This window comes from Spongiibacter sp. (assembly GCF_984394615.1).
Genome location: NZ_CFHTQA010000032.1, coordinates 1 through 20,381, shown reverse-complemented (window position 1 = coordinate 20,381; position 20,381 = coordinate 1). Strand labels below are relative to the sequence as shown.

Here is a 20,381-nt window from a genome sequence, read left to right as displayed (position 1 = left end):
AGATCGCATGTTAGATTGAATGTGACGCCAGCCGGGCGGCTGGCGTCAGAAAGGAAGCGAATCAGGCTTCGGGACGCATATGTGGGAACAGCAACACGTCACGAATAGACGGCGAGTCAGTGAACAGCATCACCAGACGGTCGATGCCAATGCCCTCGCCCGCCGTAGGCGGCAGGCCGTACTCCAGCGCTGCGATGTAATCAGCATCGTAGTGCATTGCCTCGTCATCGCCCGCGTCTTTCTCGGCGACTTGTGCCATAAAGCGCTCGGCCTGATCTTCGGGATCGTTAAGCTCCGAGAAGCCATTCGCCAGCTCACGGCCTCCCACAAAGAACTCAAAGCGATCCGTAACAAAGGGGTTATCGTCGCTGCGGCGCGCCAACGGTGACACCTCGGTGGGATACTCGGTAATGAAGGTAGGTTGATCCAGCTTGTGCTCAACCGTCTCTTCAAAGATTTCAATCTGGATCTTGCCCAGTCCCCAGGAATCTTTCACATCGATCCCCAGCCCCTTGGCAATTGCCGTGGCCTGCGCAATATCCGACAGCTGCTCAGCGCTGATATCGGGGTTGTACTGCAATACCGAATCAAACACCGACAGGCGGGTGAATGGTTTGCCGAAGTCGTACTCACTGCCCTGATAATTCAAGGTGGTGGTACCCAGCACTTCCTGTGCTACGTGGCGCAACATGGCCTCGGTCAGGTCCATCAGATCCTTGTAGTCGGCGTAGGCCTGGTAGAACTCGATCATGGTGAACTCGGGGTTATGACGCGTCGACAAGCCCTCGTTACGGAAGTTGCGGTTGATCTCAAACACGCGTTCAAAGCCGCCCACCACCAGTCGCTTCAGATACAGCTCCGGCGCAATGCGCAGGTACATATCCAGATCCAGGGCATTGTGATGCGTCACGAAGGGGCGCGCAGAAGCACCGCCGGGGATGACCTGCATCATCGGCGTTTCCACTTCCACAAAATCACGCTGCTGCAGGAAGTTGCGGATCGAGCTGATCATTTTCGAGCGAATGGCAAAGGTGCGACGCGACTGCTCGTTCATAATCAGATCGACATAGCGCTGGCGATAGCGTAATTCCTGATCCTGCAGACCATGGAATTTATCCGGCAGCGGGCGCAATGATTTGGTCAGCAAGCCGCCCTCTTCCATATACACATACAGGTCACCCTTGCCAGATTTGTGCACCGGCCCGGTAGCGAAAATAATATCGCCAATATCCCAAGCCTTAATGTCATCCATCAGCTCGGCGGGCAGCTTCTTCTTGTCGATATAGGTCTGAATGCGGCCAGACATATCCTGCAGCACCATAAACGGCCCGCGCTTGGCCATAATGCGGCCCGCCACACTGGCGCGACGGTCAAGCTGCTCCAGTGTCTCCTTATCCTTGTCGCCCAGCTCCTCCTGCAATTCCTGCGCGCAGGCATCGCGGCGGAAGTCGTTGGGGAAGGCATTGCGCTTTTCGCGAATCGCCGCCAGTTTGGCGCGGCGCTCGGCGATCAGGCGATTCTCTTCCTGCGTGGCCTCGTGGCCAGACTCGGGGGCATTATGCTGTTCAGACATGGAATAATCCTGTTGGCTGGGCGCCGTAAGGACGCCCGGTAAAATTCGGTTCGCGCCGATGTATTGCGATTACAGACCCGACTTCAGGCTGGCTTCGATAAACATATCGAGATCGCCGTCGAGCACATTGTTGCAGTTGCTGGTCTGCACATTGGTGCGCAGATCCTTGATACGCTGGTCGTCCAACACGTAGGAACGAATCTGGCTTCCCCAACCGATATCGGACTTGCTGTCTTCCAGTGCCTGCGCCTCGCTGTTGCGCTTTTGCAGCTCCAGCTCGTAAAGCTTGGCCTTCAGCATTTTCCACGCTTTATCGCGGTTTTGATGCTGGGAACGCTCACTCTGACACTGCACGACAGTATTGCTCGGGGTGTGCGTCAAACGCACCGCCGAATCGGTTTTGTTAACGTGCTGACCACCGGCGCCACTGGCCCGATAGGTGTCGGTGCGGACATCGGAGGGATCGATTTCAATCTCGATATTGTCATCGATCTCCGGTGACACAAACACTGAGCAAAACGAGGTATGACGGCGATTGCCCGAATCGAAGGGCGATTTGCGCACCAGCCGATGTACCCCGGTTTCCGTTCTCAGCCAGCCAAACGCATATTCGCCTTGAATATGAATCGTGGCACTTTTGAGCCCGGCGACTTCCCCTGCCGACGCTTCCACCAGATCGGCCTTGAAGCCTTTGGCCTCCGCCCAGCGCAGGTACATGCGCAGCACCATATTGGCCCAGTCCTGCGCCTCGGTTCCGCCAGAGCCGGACTGAATATCCAGGTAGCAGTTGTTGGCATCCATTTCACCGGAGAACATGCGGCGGAATTCGAGTTTAGCCAGCGAGGCTTCCATTCGCTCGATATCGCCCTGCACGGCTTCGATAGTATCTTCGTCGTTCTCCTCGGCGGCCATATCCAGCAGCTCGCCGGCATCGTTCAACCCGGCATCCATCTCGTCGATGGTGGCCACCACGGCTTCCAGGCTGGCGCGCTCGCGGCCCAGCTCCTGCGCCCGCGCGGGGTCATCCCATACGGCGGAATCACCCAGTTCCAGCTCGACCTCAGTCAGGCGCTCTTTCTTGTTAGCGTAGTCAAAGATACCCCCTAAGCGTATCGGTACGCTCAGTCATGTCTTTGAGGGCATTGCGCAGGGCGTTGATTTCTAACATGTAAGGTTTCCGGGCCAGCGTGGAAAAGGCGCGTATTTTACCTGATGCGGGCAGCGGCGGAAAGCTGGCGACTCTCCTTGTCCCGAGAGTCAGCGAGCGGCGACGACGGGTCGCAAATGCTCCACCAGCAGTTGCAGCGAGAGGCGATCCCGCCAGAGGTTACTGTCCAGCTTGTAAACCAGCTCCACCTCCCTGACTGCGGGGTCAGGCCACTGCGCTGTATCCACATTAAAAGCAATCGCATCGATAATCGCCTGAGGCTGATCCAGCGGCGCCAAGGTCATCTTCAAGTGCCGCTCACCGACAATGCGCTGCTGTTGCAGGCTAAAGCGCCCATGAAACAGTGGCGCCGGAAAGGCCTGCCCCCAGGGCCCGGCGTTGCGCAGCAGTTCCGCATTGTCCAGCGATAACTCCGCGGGGCTGAGCTCTCCATCGCTGTGCACCACCGCTTCGAGCTGCTCTTCGCTGAGCTGCTCGGCCACGGCATCCACAAACGCTTCTTTAAAGTCGTCGAAATCGGCCTTCGCCAGACTCAAGCCCGCCGCCATGGCGTGACCGCCGAATTTGCTCAACAATTTGGGGTGCCGCTTGGCAACCAAATCCAGGGTATCGCGCATATGCAGTCCCGGAATGGAGCGCGCCGAGCCTTTGATTTCGCCGTCATCCACCTCCGCAAAGGCGATCACGGGCCGGTGAAACTGCTCTTTAATCCGCGAGGCCAGAATACCCACCACCCCCTGATGCCAGGTAGGGTCGTACAGGCACAACCCCGCGGGCACGCGGCTGGCATCGAGCTGCAAGTGCGACAGTGCCCGCATGGCATCGTCTTTCATGCTTTGCTCAATACTGCGGCGCTCACGATTGAGATCATCCAGTTCCGCCGCCAGATTCAACGCCTCACTGGGTGACTCGCTCAGCAGGCAGCGAATACCGATGCTCATATCGTCCAACCGCCCCGCAGCATTCAGGCGCGGGCCAACGGTAAAGCCCAAATCGCTGGCCACCAGCCGTGACGCCTCTCGCCCGGACACTCGGAGCAGAGCGCTGATGCCCGGCCGACAGCGACCGGCGCGAATACGGCGCAAACCCTGCTCCACCAGAATGCGGTTGGCGTGGCTGAGCGGGACCACGTCAGCCACGGTGCCCAGCGCAACCAGATCGAGAAACTCGGCCAGATTGGGTGCTTGCTTGTCGACAAAGTGGCCGCTGTCGCGCAGCCGCGCTCGCAGCGCCAACAGCACATAGAACATCACCCCGACACCTGCCAGCGATTTATCGGGAAAGGGGCAACCGGGCTGATTGGGGTTCACTATCGCCAACGCATCAGGCAAGGCATCGCCGGGGAGGTGGTGGTCAGTCACGATAACGGGAATGCCGTGGCTAGCGGCAGCGGCTACGCCGTCGATGCTGGCAATACCATTGTCCACGGTGATAATCAGATCGGGGCGACGCTCGGCCGCTACGGCGACAATTTCCGGGCTGAGGCCATAGCCGTACTCAAAGCGGTTGGGGACCAGAAAATCGACCTCTGCCGCACCCAAGGCCTTTAGGCCGAGGATTGCCAGACTGGTACTGGTCGCACCATCGCAGTCAAAGTCTCCCACGATCAGCAGTCGCTGACGCGAGGCTATGGCGGCTTCCAGAGCAGACACCGCCGCGTCGAGCCCAAGCATTGTCGGCGCAGGCAGTGCATCCAGCCCAAGCTGTGTTTCTGCCGAAGTGCACAAGCCCCTGCTGGCGTAGAGTCTCGCGAGCAGAGGCGGCAGCTCTGGGAGTCCGGCCAGCCCATCGGCACTGGCCGTGCGATTGATCAGGCGAGGAAAGCCACTCACCTCAGGCGCGAATATTCTTCGTCATGAAGGCCTGAACGCTGGCGATATCGTTATCGATCACTTCGTAGCGCTCGTCCAGCTCGAACAGGTCGGCCATGTGGTGGGGCAGTGCTGGTGCCGACGGGTAGCCCGCCTTCATCACCGCTTCCGGGAATTTCGCCGGATGCGCGGTCGCCAGTGTCACCATCGGTATGCTGCGATCGCGCCAACAATCTCTGGCCGCCTTAACGCCAATTGCCGAATGCGGATCAAGCAGGTACTCGCATTCGTCGTAGACACTGGCAATAGTGGCCACGGTCTGCTCGTCGTCGACACTGGCGCTGGCAAACAGCTCGCGAACGCGGTCGAAAGCCGAGGCAGGAATGGAGGTCGTTCCAGTATTCATACGCTGCATCAGATCGGCAATGGCGGCGCCGTCACGATCGAAGCAGTCAAACAGCATGCGCTCGAAGTTGCTGGACACCACAATATCCATGCTCGGCGACAATGTGTGCTGCAAATCGTGTTTTTCAAACTGATTACTGCTGATAAAGCGATGCAGAATATCGTTGCGGTTGGTAGCGACCACGAGCTGCTCAATGGGCAGGCCCATTTGCTTGGCAAGGTAGCCCGCGTAAATATCGCCGAAGTTGCCCGTCGGCACGGAGAAACTGACCTTGCGGTCCGGTGCACCCAGCGCATAGGCCGCGTAGAAGTAGTAAACAATCTGGGCCATGATGCGTGCCCAGTTGATGGAGTTCACCGCCACCAGTTGACGCCCTTCCGGCAGAAAGCCCTGATCGGCGAAGCTGGCTTTCACCATTGCCTGACAGTGATCGAAATGACCGCGCAGGGCGATATTGTGGATATTATCGCCTTTCACAGTGGTCATCTGACGGCGCTGAACTTCCGATACCCGCTGGTAGGGGTGAAGAATGAAAATATCCACGTTTTCGCAGCGTTTCACCCCTTGAATGGCTGCCGAGCCGGTATCACCAGAGGTTGCGCCCATCACCACGACTTTTTGCTGACGCTTCTCCAGAACGTAATCCAGCAGGCGACCCAGCATTTGCAGAGCAAAGTCTTTAAACGCAAGGGTTGGCCCCTGGAACAGCTCCAGTACCCACTCGTTATGGCCCAATTGTACCAGCGGTGCGATAGCCGGGTGACGGAAATCGCGGTAGCTGTCGTCAATGATTGCCTTCAGATCCGCATCGGGAATACTGCCCGCCACAAAGGGCTGCACAATTTCAAAGGCCAAGTCGGTGTACGATAAAGATGACCAAGCGGCAATCTGCTCGCGGCTGAATTGCGGCAGGGTTTCGGGCACATACAGGCCGCCATCCGGCGCCAGACCAGTCAACAGAACATCTTCAAAATTCAGGGCGGGCGCTTTGCCGCGGGTGCTGATGTATTTCACGTTACAAACTCATTGATTGCGTTGGGGCGCTGCCGCGCCCTGCTTTGCCAGTCGCCGGACCAGCACGAATTAACCGGCCAGTGATTCGACGCGAATGCGGGTCACATCGCCAACGATGCCTTCCAGCCCCTCGATCCGACTGACCGCTGCTGACAGCTTGCCTTCAATCGTGCGGTTAGTAAGGATAATCATCGGTACCAGATTGGCGCCATCGGCGGGCTCTTTCTGAATCAGTGCTTCGATGCTGATGCCGTCGTCACTGAGAATCTGTGCCACCCGCGACAGAACGCCGGGCTTGTCCAGTGCCGACATGCGCAGGTAGTACGCCGTTTCCACATCATCAATCGGCAGCACTGGATGGCTGGACAGCGATGACGACTGGAACGACAGATAGGGCACGCGCTGACCCGGCTCGGCGTTCAAGGTACGCGCCACATCGACAATGTCGGCAACCACGGCCGAAGCCGTCGGCTCGCTGCCCGCACCCGCCCCGTAGTAGAGGGTCGGGCCGACAGCGTCAGACTGAACCAGTACGGCATTCATCACACCATTCACATTGGCAATCAGGCGTTTCTCGGGAATCAGTGTGGGGTGCACGCGCAACTCGATGCCGTTATCGGTATCGCGGGCAATGCCCAGGTGCTTGATGCGGTAGCCAAGCTGCTCGGCATATGTCACATCTTCCTGCGCAATGCGACTGATACCCTCGGTGTAAACTTTGTCGAACTGAAGTGGAATCCCAAAGGCCAAGGAAGCCAGGATCACCAGCTTATGAGCGGCATCAATACCCTCAACGTCGAAGGTCGGGTCTGCTTCCGCGTAACCCAGCGCCTGTGCCTCAGCCAGCACATCGTTAAAGTCCCGGCCCTTTTCCCGCATCTCGGTCAGAATAAAGTTACCGGTGCCGTTAATAATGCCGGCCAGCCACTGAATTTTGTTGCCCGCCAAGCCTTCGCGCAGCGCCTTGATGATGGGGATACCACCGGCGACGGCCGCTTCAAAGGCCACGGTCACGCCCTGCTCTGCAGCAGCCGCGAAAATCTCATTGCCGTATTCAGCAATCAGGGCTTTGTTGGCCGTGACCACGTGTTTGCCATTGGCAATGGCCTTAAGCACCAGCTCTTTGGCAACCGTCGTGCCACCGATCAGCTCGACGAGAATGTCGATGTCAGGATTTTCAGCAACGGCAAAAATATCGCGGTTAATCGCCACATCGCCGGTATTGCAGCTGGGGTTGTCGCGACGCGCACCAATTTCGGCAACGACAATCTCGGCACCCACGCGGGCAGCAATCTCTGCCGCATTGCGCGTTAACACTGCAAACGTACCGCTTCCGACGGTACCCAGACCACATATGCCTACTTTGACCGGATTCACCGTTGCTCCTTATGTTGGGATAAGACGTCAACTGCCAAGCGCACTGCACGTGACAATCGCCCATTTTATGTCAGGAAAGGGGGGAAACGCCATGCCGAACATGGCGCAAGTGGCCCCGCGCTGCTGCGCGGGCCGGAAGATCAGCGCAATGCCAGAGGAATGAGCTGCTCAGCGGGACGATAGCCGGGGATCAGCATACCGCTCTCCGTCACAATCGCCGGTGTTCCCGTTACACCCAGCTGCTGTCCGAGCTCGTATTGCTCAATAATCGGCGTTTTACACTGCTTTTGCGGGTAAGGCTTTCTTGCCTTCATGGCGTCCATTGCGGCCAGACGATCATCTGCACACCAGGCTGATACCATCTTTTTGAATGTCGGAGTGCCGACGCCCTGACGCGGATAAGCAAGGTAGCGAACTTCTATTCCCTTGGCATTCAACGCCGGAACTTCCTGATGCAGTTTCTGGCAGAAGCCGCAATCCACGTCAGTAAACACGTACAGCGCGCCTTTGGTCTCACCTTCAGGACTGAAGATAATCATGTCGTCGCGCGAGATTTTTGCCAGCATGTCTTTACGCATAGGCTGCAGACGCTTTTCTGCAACGTTGACAATGCCGTTCTCGCCCAGCTCGAACAACTCACCCGCAACGAAATAGCGACCGTCGGCGCTGGAGTACAGGGTCGGTCCATTCTGAATTTCCACGCGGTACAAGCCGGGGATTTCGCTGGTCGCAATCGTACTGACAGCCAAATCCGGGCGCGCTTTTTTAAACGCGCCCCGAATAGCCTGCTCGGCGGCCTTATCTACAAAGGTCTTGGTCTCAGCGGCCAAGGGACCGACAAATAACAGGGAGGTTACCAGGGCCAGCAACAGTGACGGGATTACACGAAAACGGGGGTTCGGGGTCTTCAAGGAACTTCTCCGTGGGACTCAGCAGAAATCGAAAGCAGGATGATAACACTGTGAGTATTCAGCGCACCTTTAGTTCACCCTTTTCACTGCAGCGATGTGACCTAACCCCGGGGATGATGCTCTCTGTGCAAGGCCTGCATGCGCTCGCGGGCCACATGGGTGTAGATCTGGGTCGTGCTGAGATCGCTGTGGCCCAGTAACAGCTGCACGACACGAAGGTCGGCACCATGATTCACAAGGTGGGTCGCAAAGGCATGTCGCAGGGTATGCGGCGACAGCGGCGCGCGAATGCCCGCACGCAGCGCATAGTGCTTGATGCGATACCAGAAGGTTTGGCGCGTCATCATCTGCCCTCTGCGACTGGGAAAGACCACATCAGATTCCCCGTCGGCGAGCAGCTGTGGTCGCCCCCCGCGCAGATACTGCTCAAGACAGTGCAGCGCCTCCTCCCCCATCGGCACCAGACGCTCCTTGTTCCCCTTGCCTGTGACGCGGACCACGCCCTGCGCAAGCCCTAGCTGCGAAAACCGCAGACTGACTAGCTCGGATACGCGCAAACCCGTGGCGTACAGCAATTCCAGCATGGCCCGGTCGCGCTGTTCAACGGCGATGTCGTCGTCCGGCTGCGCCAGCAACAGCTCTACATCAGTCTCGCTGAGGGATTTCGGCAGCGGGCGACCCAGCTTGGGCGCATCAACATCTGCCACGGGATCTTCCAGCAGCCTCCCCTCCCTGAGCTGATAGCGATAGAATCCACGCAAACAGGACAGCAGACGCGCAATACTGCGGGGCGACTTGCCCGCTTTGTGCTGTTCGCCGAGATAGGCCAGCACATCAGCGCGCGTGCACTGCATCACACCACTGCCCCGCCCAACAAGCCATCCGGACCACTGCTGCAGATCCCGGCGATAAGACTGCAAGCTGTTATCGCTAAGCCCACGCTCCAGCCACAGCGTGTCGACATAACTGTCGATAATAGCCTGCTCGCCTCCCGTCACTATCACTTACCTCTTCAGCCATGACTTTTCTATCGCGGTATTGATCAATGCCGCGTTATCCATGGACACAGAATAACGGAGCCAAACGCAAAAAAGGCAGCCCTAGGCTGCCTTTTCGAATCTGCTTGACTCAAAACCCTTAGGCTTTGGTAGACAGCTTCTCTTTGATGCGAGCAGAACGACCGCTACGCTCACGCAGGTAGTACAGTTTGGCCTGACGAACATCACCACGGCGCTTAACCTGAATGCTGTCGATCAGCGGGCTGTAAGTCTGGAACGTACGCTCAACACCAACACCGTGAGAGATCTTGCGAACGGTGAAAGCAGAGTTCAGGGCACGGTTGCGCTTGCCGATCACAACGCCTTCAAAGGCCTGCAGACGCTCGCGGTTACCCTCTTTAACTTTTACCTGAACGACAACGGTGTCGCCGGGGCTGAATTCCGGCAGCTCTTTGGCGGTCTGCTCCGCTTCCAGTTCGGCGATAATTTTGTTGGTGCTCATGGCATGCTCCTGAATAAATGTTGGTAGCTTCACAGCTAGCGTGTCTGTTAATCGTCGCGCTCGCGGAGGTACTCCGCCAGCAGTGTTTGTTCTTCGTCGCTCAGCTCGCGTGTATCGAGCAAATCCGGGCGCCGCAAGTACGTTCGACCCAACGCCTGTTTATGACGCCAGCGCCGTATGGCCCCGTGGTTGCCGCTGCGCAGCACCTCAGGAACCGTATCCTCGCCCCACACCTCAGGTCGGGTATAGTGCGGACAATCCAGCAGGCCCTCGGCAAAGGAATCCTGCTCCGCCGACTGCTCGTGCCCGAGAACACCGGGCAGCAATCGGCTAATGCCATCAATCATCACCATGGCAGCCAGTTCGCCGCCGCTGATGACGTAGTCCCCAATGGACCACTCTTCATCAATCTCGCGCTCAATCAGGCGCTCATCCACGCCTTCGTAACGCCCGGCCAGAAAAATCAAGGCCTCGTCCCCTGCCAGCGTTGCCAGCGCCGCCTGATCCAGCGGTCGCCCCTGCGGCGACAGGTATATCGTCTTTGCCGGTTTGCCCAACTTCTCCCGCGCTGCATTTAGCGCTGCACTGAGAGGCTCAACCTTCATCACCATACCGGGGCCACCACCAAAAGGCCGGTCATCCACGGTTTGATGACGATCGTGGGTAAAGTCTCTCGGGTTGATGCAGATCAGCGTCATTGCGCCCTTCTGCACCGCCCGGCCACTTACCCCGTATTCGCTAATTGCGGCAAACATTTCCGGGAACAGCGTGACCACTGCTATATCCATGGTTCGGCTCCCCGTTTGCGGTGCTCAGAACTCCGGGTCCCAGTCCACCTGCATTGTTCCCGCGTGCAAATCAATGTTCTGCACAAAATCACCCGGCAGATAGGGAATCAATCGTTCCCGCTGATCGATGCTGCCCTGACAGGGCTTGACGACCAACACGTCGTTGGCGCCGGTTTCGATCAGGTGATCCACCGCACCCAGTAACTGCTCCTGGGCATACACTTTCAACGAGACCAGCTGGTGCCAGTAGTACTCGTCGTCGGCCAGCGCCGGCAGTTGATCTGCCGCCACCGCCAGCTCCAACCCGCTGTACTCCCGGGCCAGCTCGCGGTCATCCACCCCCTTGATATGGGCAACAATGCCCTTGCCATGGCGGCGACACGCATCAAATTCGATCTCATCCCACTTTTTGCCCCGCCGGAGCAGCAAGTTGCTAAAACCGAAAAAATTATCAATCGGGTCGGTGAAAGCGTGAATTTTCACCCACCCTTTAACCCCGTAAACGGTACTGATCTTGGCGACCACCACCGGTTGTTCCGAGGTCGACACCCCGCCTTACTCGGCAGCCGGCGCTTCTTTGATCAACTTGGCAACGCGCTCGGACAGTTGGGCGCCTTGAGCTACCCAGTGCTCAACACGCGCAGTATCTACACGCAGACGCTCTTCGTTACCGCGGGCGATCGGGTTGAAGAAACCTACGCGCTCGATGAAACGACCATCGCGAGAAGTGCGACTGTCAGTTACTGTCAGGTGGTAAAAAGGGCGCTTTTTAGAGCCGCCGCGTGCCAAACGAATAGTGACCATTCTTGTTCCAATTCCTACATTTTGGGCAATCGCCAAGGCGACTGCTGCGAAATTTCTGAGCCTGAATACGACCCGGAGCCGTAAAGGCGCGGAATTATAAGGGAAAGTCCGCGCATTTGAAACAGCTTATGCCGTTTTTTAGCCAGCCCGCGATCACGCCGTCAAAGCCGTCACCAAGCGGGCGGATTCAACCGGGATTACATACCCGGGAAACGGCCTCCGCCGCCAGGGGGCATCATGCCGCCAAGACCGCGCATCATGTTGGTCATACCGCCCTTCTGGCCCATTTTTTTCATCATTTTGGCCATCTGTTTGTGCTGTTTGAGTAAGCGGTTCAAATCCTGAATTTGCGTACCCGACCCGGCCACAATGCGTTTTTTACGCGAACCGTTGAGAATATCGGGGTTGCGGCGTTCGGCAGGCGTCATGGAATTGATAATAGCTTCCATGCGATTGAACATTTTGGTGTCGATCTGGCTCTGCGCCATTTGCGCCATATTACCCATCCCCGGCAGCTTATCGAGCATACCGGTGATACCCCCCATGTTCTGCATCTGCTGAAGCTGATCGCGCAGATCTTCAAGGTCAAATTTCTTGCCTTTCTTGATCTTCTTCGCCAGCTTTTCGGCTTTCTGCTTGTCGAGCTTGGCTTCCGCTTCATCAATCAGCGACAGAATGTCGCCCATACCCAAAATCCGCGAGGCAACGCGGTCGGGATGAAAGGGATCCAGCGCATCGGTCTTTTCACCAACACCCAGGAATTTGATCGGCTTGCCGGTGATGTGGCGCACAGACAGCGCCGCACCGCCGCGGCTGTCCGCATCAGCCTTGGTCAAGATCACCCCGGTCAGCGGCAGCGCCTCACCAAATGCCTTGGCGGTATTGGCGGCATCCTGACCGGTCATGGCATCGACGACAAACAGCGTTTCCGCAGGCTTGATTTCGCCGTGCAGCGCCTGAATCTCGCTCATCATATCGGCATCGACATGCAGTCGGCCGGCGGTATCAACAATCAGCACATCGTAGAAACGGAGCTTGGCCTCGGCGACCGCCGCGCGACCGATCTCGACAGCCGACTGCTCGGCATGACTCGGGAAGAAATCCACCCCCACGTCATTGGCGAGGGTTTCCAGCTGCTTGATCGCCGCCGGACGGTAAATATCGGCGCTGACCACCAGGACTTTTTTCTTTTCTTTCTCTTTGAGGTATTTCGCCAGCTTGCCCACCGACGTGGTCTTACCCGCACCCTGCAGGCCCGCCATCAGTACAACAGCCGGGGGTTGAGTCGAGAAATTCAGGGCCTCATTCTTATCACCCATGATGTGTTCCAGCTCCTGCTGGACAATCTTGATGAACATCTGCCCCGGACTCAGGCTCTTACTGACCTCCTGGCCGACCGCCCGAGCACGCACGGCGTCAACGAAATCTTTGACCACGGGCAGCGCGACATCGGCCTCCAGCAGCGCCATACGCACATCGCGCATCGCGTCCTTGATATTGTCGTCGCTCAGGCGCGCCTGGCCGGAGACATGGCGCAGGGTCTGCGATAAACGTTCGGTCAGATTTTCAAACATGCAATGTGCTCTCTGAGTGCTGGCTGCGCTAATGAGGCCGCTGTCGTATCGACAGGTCGACACCTAGCCGCTTACAATCAGCCCGACGCAACGCGCAGCATCGGGCCAGTGAAAAGACGCGAAAGTATACCCGAGTCCACGGTCAGACCCAAAGCGCAGAAAGGATACCGGCAAAGCCGATCTCATGAATATAGCAAGCAGTCTCTTCGCGATTTTCTTTTATATGCTGGCTACCGCCATGCTGCTGCACCGACTGCGGACGGGCAATAACCGCCGCCTGGGCACCAGCGCACTGATCCTGGGCCTGTTTGCCGTTGTCGCCCATGGAATAGCTGCCGTTACGGCCATTGCCACCCCGGAGGGCGCAGACCTCGGTCTGTCTCAGCTATTTTCCCTGCTCAGCGGCATGATCTGCCTGATCACGCTGACAACCAGCCTGCGTCGCCCGCTGCATAATTTACTGCTTGCCCTGTTTCCACTGGCGTCGCTCTCTATCGTTTTCGAACTGCTGTTGCCCGGAAAAGAAATTGGCGAACACTACTCCGCCGGGATGTACAGCCATATCATTCTCTCGATTCTTGCCTACAGCACACTGAGCATCGCCGCCGCACAGGCGCTGGTACTTGCGGTACAGGACCGCATGCTGCGTCAGCACAAGCTTCGCGGCCTGCCTAACCACATGCCGCCATTGCAAACCATGGAGAGCATGCTGTTCGAATTGATTGCGATGAGCTTTGTATTACTGAGCGGCGCTATCCTCACCGGCAGCCTGTATGTAGACAATCTGCTTGCCCAGCATCTGGTGCACAAAACTGTGTTCTCCATCATGGCCTGGGCGTTTCTCGGCGTCTTGATTGGCGGTCGGCTGGCATTGGGATGGCGGGGCCGCACGGCTATCCGCTGGACCCTGCTGGCGTTCTCGTCATTACTGCTGGGCTATGTGGGCACCAAGATTGCCCTTATAGTCTTTTCTCAAACCGCGGCCTAAGTGTCATCCGCGCTTGTACCCCGTGGCTTTTTTCTTCAAGATTGGCGCTGCATTTTCCACAGGAGTTTAGGGCTTTTTGAACGAGGCACCGCTGGGTCTGTTATTCGGCATTCTCGCCGCTTTGCTGTTGCTTTCCGGTTTTTTCTCCGGCTCCGAAACCGGGATGATGTCCCTGAACCGCTACCGCCTGCGCCACAAGGCCAAGAATGGCCATCGCGGGGCTCAGCGCGCCGCGCGCCTGCTTGAGCAGCCGGACAGCCTGATCAGCACCATTCTGATTGGCAACAATCTGGTCAACAACCTTGCCGCCGCCATCGCCACCGTACTGGCTATTCGCCTCTACGGCGACAACGCGGTGGTACCGGCGTCCATTCTGCTCACACTGGCGTTCCTGATTTTTGCAGAAATCATTCCGAAAACGATTGCCGCCTACAAGTCGGAAATGGTGTCTTACACGGTCAGCCATGTTCTGCTGCCACTGCGCCGACTGCTGTTCCCGATTATCTGGCTGGTGAGCCATATTACCCAGTTCGTACTGCGCATTACCGGCGTGGAGAAAAACGACGGCAGTGAACATATCGGCATGGAAGAACTGCGGACCATCGTCGGCGACGCCGGGCACCTGATCCCCAAGCATCACCGGGGCATGTTGCTGAACATTCTCGACCTGGAGCGCATCACCGTCGACGACATTATGATCCCGCGCAACGAGGTTTACGGCATCGACATCGAAGCCGACACCGCGACGATCATTGAAAAACTGCGAGATGCCGAATTTACCCGCATTCCGGTATTTCAGAATGACATCGACAATGTTGTCGGCATATTGCACCAACGCGACATTATCAACAGCGTGGATGAGCACGGCCGTGTTCAACGCGACCGCCTGCTCAAAGCGCTTCGCTCCCCCTACTTCATTCCGGAGGGGACACCGCTGCACACCCAGTTATTTAACTTCCAGAAGCAAAAGCGCCGCATGGGCATTGTGGTAGACGAGTATGGCGTGATGCAGGGTATTGTGACGCTCGAAGACCTGCTGGAAGAAATTGTCGGGGAATTCACCTCGAACCTGAGCACCGACACCGAAGACATCACCCACCAGAGTGATGGCTCCTTTGTGATCGACGGCACCACCACTATTCGTGATATCAACAAAACCCTGAAATGGGAACTGCCCACCGACGGTCCGAAAACCCTTAACGGCCTGTTGCTCGAAGAACTGGAAAGCTTTCCAGAAGCCATGGTCGGTGTAACGATCGACACCTATCGCTTCGAAATTATGGAAATGAAGGGAAACCTGATTCAGTTGGTGCGCGCCTACCCGAAGAAAAACAAGGGCAAGCGCATACGCGCGTAAGCTCTGCTTGGCTCAGAACCCAATCAACACAGAGCCGGCTACGCGTAGCGCGCCTTGCAGCGCTCGTTCGCCAGCACAATAACCTCTCGGCGACGGGCATTGTCCATATCTGCCCAGTCGCTGATTTCACGCAGGCTGCGAAAGCAGCCCATGCAAATATCTTCCTCATCCAGCGCACACACCGAGATACAGGGAGATTTAACAGCCGCTTCTTCGCTCACGCCCTCACTCCTTGCCCGCCGCCAACGCGCTTTCAAGCGTTTGTGGTGAAAGCTCGGCATTGAAACGATGACCGTTTTGCACGTAATGCTCCGCCGATAACGCCAGAGCGGCCTGCTCGTCTTCGCTCAAGGCACGCTTCACCTTGGCGGGAACCCCCATGACCAGAGAACCATCGGGAATCTCTGTGCCTTCGGTCACCAGCGAGTTCGCACCAATCAGGCAGCGCTTGCCGATTTTGGCGCCGTTAAGCACCACCGCATTCATCCCCACCAGGCTGCCCTCGCCCACCGTACAGCCATGCAGCATCACCTTGTGGCCCACGGTCACGTTTTTGCCGATCACCATGGGAAAGCCGCGGTCGGTGTGCAGGATGCTGCCATCCTGAATATTGCTGCCCTCACTGACGTAAATCTGTTCGGTGTCGCCGCGAATCACCACGTTAAACCAGATGCTAACATCGGCCTCAAGCACCACATCGCCGATCAGGGTCGCATTGTCGGCTACAAAATGGCCTTCACCTTTCAGAGCAACCTTGCGGTCACCTAGCTCATAAAACATGGTCTCTCTCCTGCGTTACAACACGACCGTAACGGTTTCAGTGACATCAAAAGCGGGCTCTTCATAGGGATGCGCACGCTTCAATGCCCTCAGCACATCGCGAATCGCCGAGGGTTCACAGAGGGTCTCCACCCGGTATTCCGGCACAATCTCCAGTCGCCCCGCTTCGCCGATAAACGGCTTTGCCTCTGCAGAAGGTCTGAACTGCCCATAGCCCAGCGTTTGCCAGCAGCAATGCTCATACTCACCCTGCTGCCCGGCACCGGCGGCAAATACCGCATTTTTCACCGCATCCAGGTGTGAAGCGGGTACAAAAAACACCAGCTTATACATCGGCCCTGCCATCCTGACTTGCGTAGAACTCGTCCGCGAACGCGCCCAGGCGATTCTCTTCAATCGCCTTGCGAATGCCCGCCATGTGGTTCTGATAGTACCGCAGGTTGTGGATGGTGTTGAGTTGGGCACCGAGAATCTCTCGACACTTGTCCAGATGATGCAGATAGGCGCGGGAGAAATTCTGGCAGGTGTAGCAGTCGCAATTGGCATCCAGCGGCTGGTCGCTGTAGCGATGCACCGCGTTGCGAATCTTGATCACCCCGGTTGAGGTAAACAGGTGACCGTTGCGGGCGTTGCGCGTGGGCATGACACAGTCGAACATGTCCACACCGCGCATCACCGCTTCAAGAATATCGGATGGCTTGCCGACGCCCATCAGGTAACGGGGGCGATCCTGTGGCAACTCCGGAGCCAGCCCATCCAGCACTTTCAGCATTTCGTCTTTGGGTTCTCCCACCGACAAGCCACCGATGGCATAGCCATCAAAACCAATCTCCCGCAGCCCCGCCAGCGACTCACTGCGTAAGTTCGGGTACATACCGCCCTGAATAATGCCGAATAACGCCGCATCATTCCCCGCGTGGGCCGCTTTGCTGCGTGCCGCCCAGCGCAGTGACAATTCCATGGACTTGCGCGCCTCGTCTTCCGTGGCCGGATACGGTGTGCACTCATCAAAGATCATCACGATATCGGAGCCCAACTCGCGCTGGACTTCCATGGAGCGCTCCGGATCCATGTAGACCTTGCTACCATCGACCGGCGACTGGAAAGAGACACCCTCCTCGCTGATTTTGCGCAGTTTGCCCAGGCTCCACACCTGAAAGCCGCCTGAATCGGTCAGAATCGGACCTTCCCAGCCAATAAAGTCGTGCAAATCGCCATGCGCCTTCACCACTTCGGTACCGGGGCGCAGCATCAGGTGGAAGGTATTGCCGAGAATAATTTCCGCGCCAATCTCGTGAATATCCCGCGGCAACATGCCCTTGACCGTGCCGTAGGTGCCCACTGGCATAAACGCCGGCGTTTGCACCTTGCCACGCGGGAAGTCGAGTTCACCCCGGCGGGCTAAACCATCTTGCCCACTGAGAGTAAAACTCATGCGGCAATCACCACCGCCTGCGCTTTGCGAACCGCTGTCAGTCGTCACTGTCACGCTCCTGCTGAGAAGGAAAAACCAGCATGGCGTCGCCATAGCTGAAGAAACGGTAGCGCTCTGCCACCGCCTCTCGGTAAGCCGCCATCACGGCATCACGCCCGGCCAGTGCACTGACCAGCATAATCAGCGTCGACTCAGGCAAATGGAAATTGGTAAACAGCGCATCCACGCTTTTAAACTGGTAACCGGGGTAAATAAAAATGCGGCTGTCACCGGAGAAAGCGGCAATTTCGCCGCCCTGCGAGGCACTTTCCAGACTTCTCACACTGGTCGTCCCCACCGTAATCACACGACCACCGCGCGCGCGGGTAGCCCGGACCTGTTCAGCGACCTGCTCAGTCACTTCAATATATTCTGCATGCATCTCATGATCGCGAATATCATCAGCGCGCACCGGCTGGAAGGTACCCGCGCCAACATGCAAGGTCACAAAGGCTCGCTCGACGCCTTTCTCCCGGCAGGCCGCCAAGAACGCTTCGGTAAAATGCAGGCCGGCCGTAGGCGCCGCTACCGCGCCGTCGCGGCTGGCGTAGACCGTCTGATAGCGCTCTTGATCCGAGGCCTCATCCTCGCGATCAATATACGGCGGCAGGGGCATATGCCCGAACTCCTCCAGCCGTGACAAGAGTGAGGCATCGAACTCCAGTTCGAACAGCGCCCCCTGGCGCCCCTGCACCATCACACCGGCGTCGCTGACCTCGGCTTCGGCATCACTGGCGAGAAACAAACGGCTGCCCGCTTTGGGCGACTTGCTGGCCCGCACGTGCGCCAGCGCATGGCGCTCATCCACCATTCGCTCGATAAGTATCTCAACGCGCCCGCCACTCTCTTTCGCGCCAAAGAGGCGCGCGGGAATCACCCGAGTGTTGTTAAACACCAACAGGTCGCCTTTGCGCAGATAGCTCAGCAAATCGGGGAAGTGACGATGATGAACCGCGCCATCGCCCTCCAACACCAACAAACGGCTACCATCGCGCTGCTGGGCGGGATAACGGGCAATCAGCTCATCGGGCAAATCAAAGTGAAAATCGCGGCGTTGCATGGGGTCTGGAGGCGTTAAGGAAAGGCCGCAAGGTTAACGGAAATCGCGCTCCGGCACCACTTTCGACCGCTAAGTCCTTGAAAGAATTGACCGCCCGATAAAGGCTGCTATAATCGCGCCCTCATCTCAGTGCCAGAGTGATGAAATTGGTAGACATGAGGGATTCAAAATCCCTTGCCTTCACGGGCGTGCCGGTTCGAGTCCGGCCTCTGGTACCATGCCTTTCCTGCGTTGCCAATGACCTGCGCTAACCTGAAAAAGCAGCCGTCGAATCACTCGTAGGTTGAAAAGATCAGCACAGACTCCGCCTCGGCCTTACTTTCCTGACGAATCCGTTTCAGCCCTCGCGTTCTATCCGCAACTTTTGGTGCAGCAGCGTTCTCACCGATGAGGTAGTAACCACTTTCGTCATCGTAGAAATGTGGCGGCAGCGAGTCGATGGGCGTTTCTTCCGCAGCAAAAACCTGCAGGCGTTCGGTGCCGAACGGGGGAGCGACTTCAAACGCCCCTAGCGACACCCAGCGATTAGCCTGATCGGCGGAAACATACTGCACAAACTGCTCGCGACCGCGGCCGTAGCCAATCGGCAGAAGATATTGAATATCTGCATCATCCTCCCGGCTGTAACCCACCACATAGAAGTAACCGGGGCGATTCAGCTTCACCAGTAGTTCCAGTGAATCCCCTGCTTCAAAGGCCAGGTTGCGCATACCTTTATTGGTGGCCACGGCAACCGAAAAGTCACTGGAGACCGCGAACCCTTTGCGCAACAGCTGATCAAAATCTATCGAGCTCGGCTCGGTCTCATAGGAAGAATACGCCGTCGGCAGCAGGTGAATCTGTTTTACCTGCATCGTGGTGTTGCCCTGCAGGTCAATCAGTTCGTAACTGAGGTCCATGCCCTTCTCGTTCACAACATAACTGCCAAGCAGTTGATAGCGCGGTGCCTGCTTGCCCAACCTGGCACCCAGCTGTGTTTCAAGCTCCTTGAGGAAGGCGCGCCCAAACGGCGTCAACTCTTGTGAGTCCGGGACAAACGGCGGCGCGACGCTCACATTCGATTCTGCAACGTCGTCAACAATCAGCTCGGCGGCAGCGCGCAGCGACGAGACGTTAAAGCGCGCTGACGCCTGCCATTGCGCCACAGCCGAGGCGATATCACGGGGATTAAAATCAGAGTCCAAGTTCAGAAAACCGGCGACGCGGCGAAGCTTTTGATAATTACTCAACGCTGTGGCCAAGGTTTTTCCAGCCGGATACTTGGCATCCGCACTTACCGACTGATAACGGGCATAATCTTCACGCAGGCCGCTTTCCGCTTGCGCCAGCGCCTTCTGGTAGCGAGGCCGCGCTGCCACAGAATCAAACTCCGCCCGACATGCGTGCTCCGCCCTCGTCACCGAGCAGCTGACCGGAACCTGCAAAAGAGGAATATCGGTTTCAGAGATCGAGCGCTGGGAAATACGACTACTCTCAAGAGTTTGATTAACTTCGGTTATCGATTCAACTCTAACGAACAGTTGCTGCGCCAGGTCAACGTAAGCAAGCTGAACAGCTTTTTCTCTGGAATCGCCGTACCCAAGCCCAACCATGTTTTGCGCATGGCTGCTGTTAGCACAGAGCAGCGCAATCAACGCCATCCCCAATGAAGCCTGTTTTCGCTGAGCAGCCATTACCATTCTTGTCATTACCTCAAAACTAATCATATTGCCCCGTCAGCTGGAATGCGCCCCAGTAGTAGGGATGGGCGTACTGACCTGATTTCAACGCCAGTTGCGCCTGCCGCAAAGCCGCGC

At 57.4% G+C, this 20,381-nt stretch carries 20 protein-coding genes and 1 tRNA gene; 3 read left to right on the top strand and 18 right to left on the bottom strand.

Translation table 11 applies throughout. From position 1 onward, the window contains the following. Positions 1-61: 61 nt before the first annotated feature. The 12 genes from lysS to ffh form a co-directional block, all read right to left on the bottom strand. A complete protein-coding gene (gene lysS / locus AC5DB9_RS12125) occupies positions 62-1,573 on the bottom strand; it encodes a lysine--tRNA ligase (RefSeq protein ID WP_272992247.1) in 1,512 nt (503 codons plus the stop codon). 69 nt (positions 1,574-1,642) lie between these two features. Further along, positions 1,643-2,741, bottom strand: a protein-coding gene (gene prfB, locus AC5DB9_RS12120) for a peptide chain release factor 2 (RefSeq protein ID WP_157581391.1) whose coding sequence is annotated in 2 segments (ribosomal slippage) — positions 1,643-2,665 and positions 2,667-2,741 — 1,098 coding nt in all. Because the reading frame shifts where the segments join, the coding sequence is not laid out codon by codon here. An 89-nt stretch (positions 2,742-2,830) separates the two neighbouring features. After that, positions 2,831-4,573 (bottom strand): single-stranded-DNA-specific exonuclease RecJ, encoded by a 1,743-nt coding sequence (gene recJ / locus AC5DB9_RS12115; protein WP_272992242.1) that lies wholly within the window; start codon positions 4,571-4,573, stop codon positions 2,831-2,833. Position 4,574: 1 nt separating this feature from the next. Then, positions 4,575-5,972, bottom strand: coding sequence for a threonine synthase (gene thrC, locus AC5DB9_RS12110; RefSeq protein WP_272992240.1), 1,398 nt, complete (start codon positions 5,970-5,972; stop codon positions 4,575-4,577). Between the two features lie 69 nt (positions 5,973-6,041). Next, positions 6,042-7,349: a homoserine dehydrogenase gene (locus AC5DB9_RS12105; protein ID WP_022960364.1), complete on the bottom strand. Its 1,308-nt coding sequence runs from the start codon at positions 7,347-7,349 to the stop codon at positions 6,042-6,044. A gap of 140 nt (positions 7,350-7,489) precedes the next feature. Beyond that, a complete protein-coding gene (locus tag AC5DB9_RS12100) occupies positions 7,490-8,260 on the bottom strand; it encodes a DsbC family protein (protein ID WP_272992238.1) in 771 nt (256 codons plus the stop codon). A 101-nt stretch (positions 8,261-8,361) separates the two neighbouring features. Then, complete coding sequence (gene xerD, locus AC5DB9_RS12095) at positions 8,362-9,258, bottom strand: site-specific tyrosine recombinase XerD (RefSeq protein WP_272992236.1); 897 nt, start codon at positions 9,256-9,258, stop codon at positions 8,362-8,364. A 139-nt stretch (positions 9,259-9,397) separates the two neighbouring features. Beyond that, positions 9,398-9,760, bottom strand: a complete 363-nt coding sequence (gene rplS, locus AC5DB9_RS12090) for a 50S ribosomal protein L19 (protein WP_022960361.1) — start codon at positions 9,758-9,760, stop codon at positions 9,398-9,400. Positions 9,761-9,807: 47 nt separating this feature from the next. Continuing rightward, positions 9,808-10,548, bottom strand: a complete 741-nt coding sequence (gene trmD / locus AC5DB9_RS12085; RefSeq protein ID WP_272992233.1) for a tRNA (guanosine(37)-N1)-methyltransferase TrmD — start codon at positions 10,546-10,548, stop codon at positions 9,808-9,810. Between the two features lie 24 nt (positions 10,549-10,572). Next, a complete protein-coding gene (gene rimM / locus AC5DB9_RS12080; RefSeq protein ID WP_272992231.1) occupies positions 10,573-11,097 on the bottom strand; it encodes a ribosome maturation factor RimM in 525 nt (174 codons plus the stop codon). 6 nt (positions 11,098-11,103) lie between these two features. Then, positions 11,104-11,352 (bottom strand): 30S ribosomal protein S16, encoded by a 249-nt coding sequence (gene rpsP / locus AC5DB9_RS12075; protein WP_022960358.1) that lies wholly within the window; start codon positions 11,350-11,352, stop codon positions 11,104-11,106. A 197-nt stretch (positions 11,353-11,549) separates the two neighbouring features. Further along, complete coding sequence (gene ffh, locus AC5DB9_RS12070; RefSeq protein WP_272992228.1) at positions 11,550-12,926, bottom strand: signal recognition particle protein; 1,377 nt, start codon at positions 12,924-12,926, stop codon at positions 11,550-11,552. A gap of 184 nt (positions 12,927-13,110) precedes the next feature. Here ffh and AC5DB9_RS12065 point away from each other — a divergent pair, with 184 nt between their 5' ends. Next, a complete protein-coding gene (locus AC5DB9_RS12065; RefSeq protein WP_272992226.1) occupies positions 13,111-13,914 on the top strand; it encodes a cytochrome C assembly family protein in 804 nt (267 codons plus the stop codon). A 76-nt stretch (positions 13,915-13,990) separates the two neighbouring features. Further along, a complete protein-coding gene (locus tag AC5DB9_RS12060; RefSeq protein ID WP_272992224.1) occupies positions 13,991-15,271 on the top strand; it encodes an HlyC/CorC family transporter in 1,281 nt (426 codons plus the stop codon). Between the two features lie 38 nt (positions 15,272-15,309). On the opposite strand, the gene AC5DB9_RS12055 is transcribed toward AC5DB9_RS12060, so the two are convergent. Genes AC5DB9_RS12055 through queA form a run of 5 tightly spaced genes read right to left on the bottom strand, consistent with a single transcriptional unit; the run spans position 15,310 to position 18,585 of the window. Then, positions 15,310-15,492, bottom strand: coding sequence for a DUF1289 domain-containing protein (locus tag AC5DB9_RS12055; protein WP_022960354.1), 183 nt, complete (start codon positions 15,490-15,492; stop codon positions 15,310-15,312). Between the two features lie 4 nt (positions 15,493-15,496). Then, positions 15,497-16,051: a gamma carbonic anhydrase family protein gene (locus AC5DB9_RS12050; protein WP_272992222.1), complete on the bottom strand. Its 555-nt coding sequence runs from the start codon at positions 16,049-16,051 to the stop codon at positions 15,497-15,499. Positions 16,052-16,066: 15 nt separating this feature from the next. After that, complete coding sequence (locus AC5DB9_RS12045; RefSeq protein ID WP_272992220.1) at positions 16,067-16,384, bottom strand: YqfO family protein; 318 nt, start codon at positions 16,382-16,384, stop codon at positions 16,067-16,069. After that, positions 16,377-17,486, bottom strand: coding sequence for a tRNA guanosine(34) transglycosylase Tgt (tgt, locus tag AC5DB9_RS12040; RefSeq protein WP_028968548.1), 1,110 nt, complete (start codon positions 17,484-17,486; stop codon positions 16,377-16,379). Before tgt ends, AC5DB9_RS12045 begins: the two co-directional genes overlap by 8 nt. A gap of 37 nt (positions 17,487-17,523) precedes the next feature. Next, a complete protein-coding gene (queA, locus tag AC5DB9_RS12035; RefSeq protein ID WP_272992218.1) occupies positions 17,524-18,585 on the bottom strand; it encodes a tRNA preQ1(34) S-adenosylmethionine ribosyltransferase-isomerase QueA in 1,062 nt (353 codons plus the stop codon). A gap of 131 nt (positions 18,586-18,716) precedes the next feature. Between queA and AC5DB9_RS12030 the strand changes: the two genes are divergently transcribed. After that, positions 18,717-18,803: transfer RNA gene (locus AC5DB9_RS12030), tRNA-Leu, on the top strand. A 54-nt stretch (positions 18,804-18,857) separates the two neighbouring features. On the opposite strand, the gene AC5DB9_RS12025 is transcribed toward AC5DB9_RS12030, so the two are convergent. Further along, positions 18,858-20,258 (bottom strand): DUF4384 domain-containing protein, encoded by a 1,401-nt coding sequence (locus AC5DB9_RS12025; RefSeq protein ID WP_272992216.1) that lies wholly within the window; start codon positions 20,256-20,258, stop codon positions 18,858-18,860. Positions 20,259-20,381: the final 123 nt, after the last annotated feature.

Coding starts and splice junctions, on each gene's coding strand:
- queA (WP_272992218.1), bottom strand. CDS start 18,585: ATGCAACGCCGCGATTTTCACTTTGATTTGCCCGATGAGCTGATTGCC.
- ffh (WP_272992228.1), bottom strand. CDS start 12,926: ATGTTTGAAAATCTGACCGAACGTTTATCGCAGACCCTGCGCCATGTC.
- tgt (WP_028968548.1), bottom strand. CDS start 17,486: ATGAGTTTTACTCTCAGTGGGCAAGATGGTTTAGCCCGCCGGGGTGAA.
- AC5DB9_RS12045 (WP_272992220.1), bottom strand. CDS start 16,384: ATGTATAAGCTGGTGTTTTTTGTACCCGCTTCACACCTGGATGCGGTG.
- AC5DB9_RS12050 (WP_272992222.1), bottom strand. CDS start 16,051: ATGTTTTATGAGCTAGGTGACCGCAAGGTTGCTCTGAAAGGTGAAGGC.
- AC5DB9_RS12065 (WP_272992226.1), top strand. CDS start 13,111: ATGAATATAGCAAGCAGTCTCTTCGCGATTTTCTTTTATATGCTGGCT.
- rpsP (WP_022960358.1), bottom strand. CDS start 11,352: ATGGTCACTATTCGTTTGGCACGCGGCGGCTCTAAAAAGCGCCCTTTT.
- AC5DB9_RS12025 (WP_272992216.1), bottom strand. CDS start 20,258: ATGGCTGCTCAGCGAAAACAGGCTTCATTGGGGATGGCGTTGATTGCG.
- rplS (WP_022960361.1), bottom strand. CDS start 9,760: ATGAGCACCAACAAAATTATCGCCGAACTGGAAGCGGAGCAGACCGCC.
- trmD (WP_272992233.1), bottom strand. CDS start 10,548: ATGGATATAGCAGTGGTCACGCTGTTCCCGGAAATGTTTGCCGCAATT.
- lysS (WP_272992247.1), bottom strand. CDS start 1,573: ATGTCTGAACAGCATAATGCCCCCGAGTCTGGCCACGAGGCCACGCAG.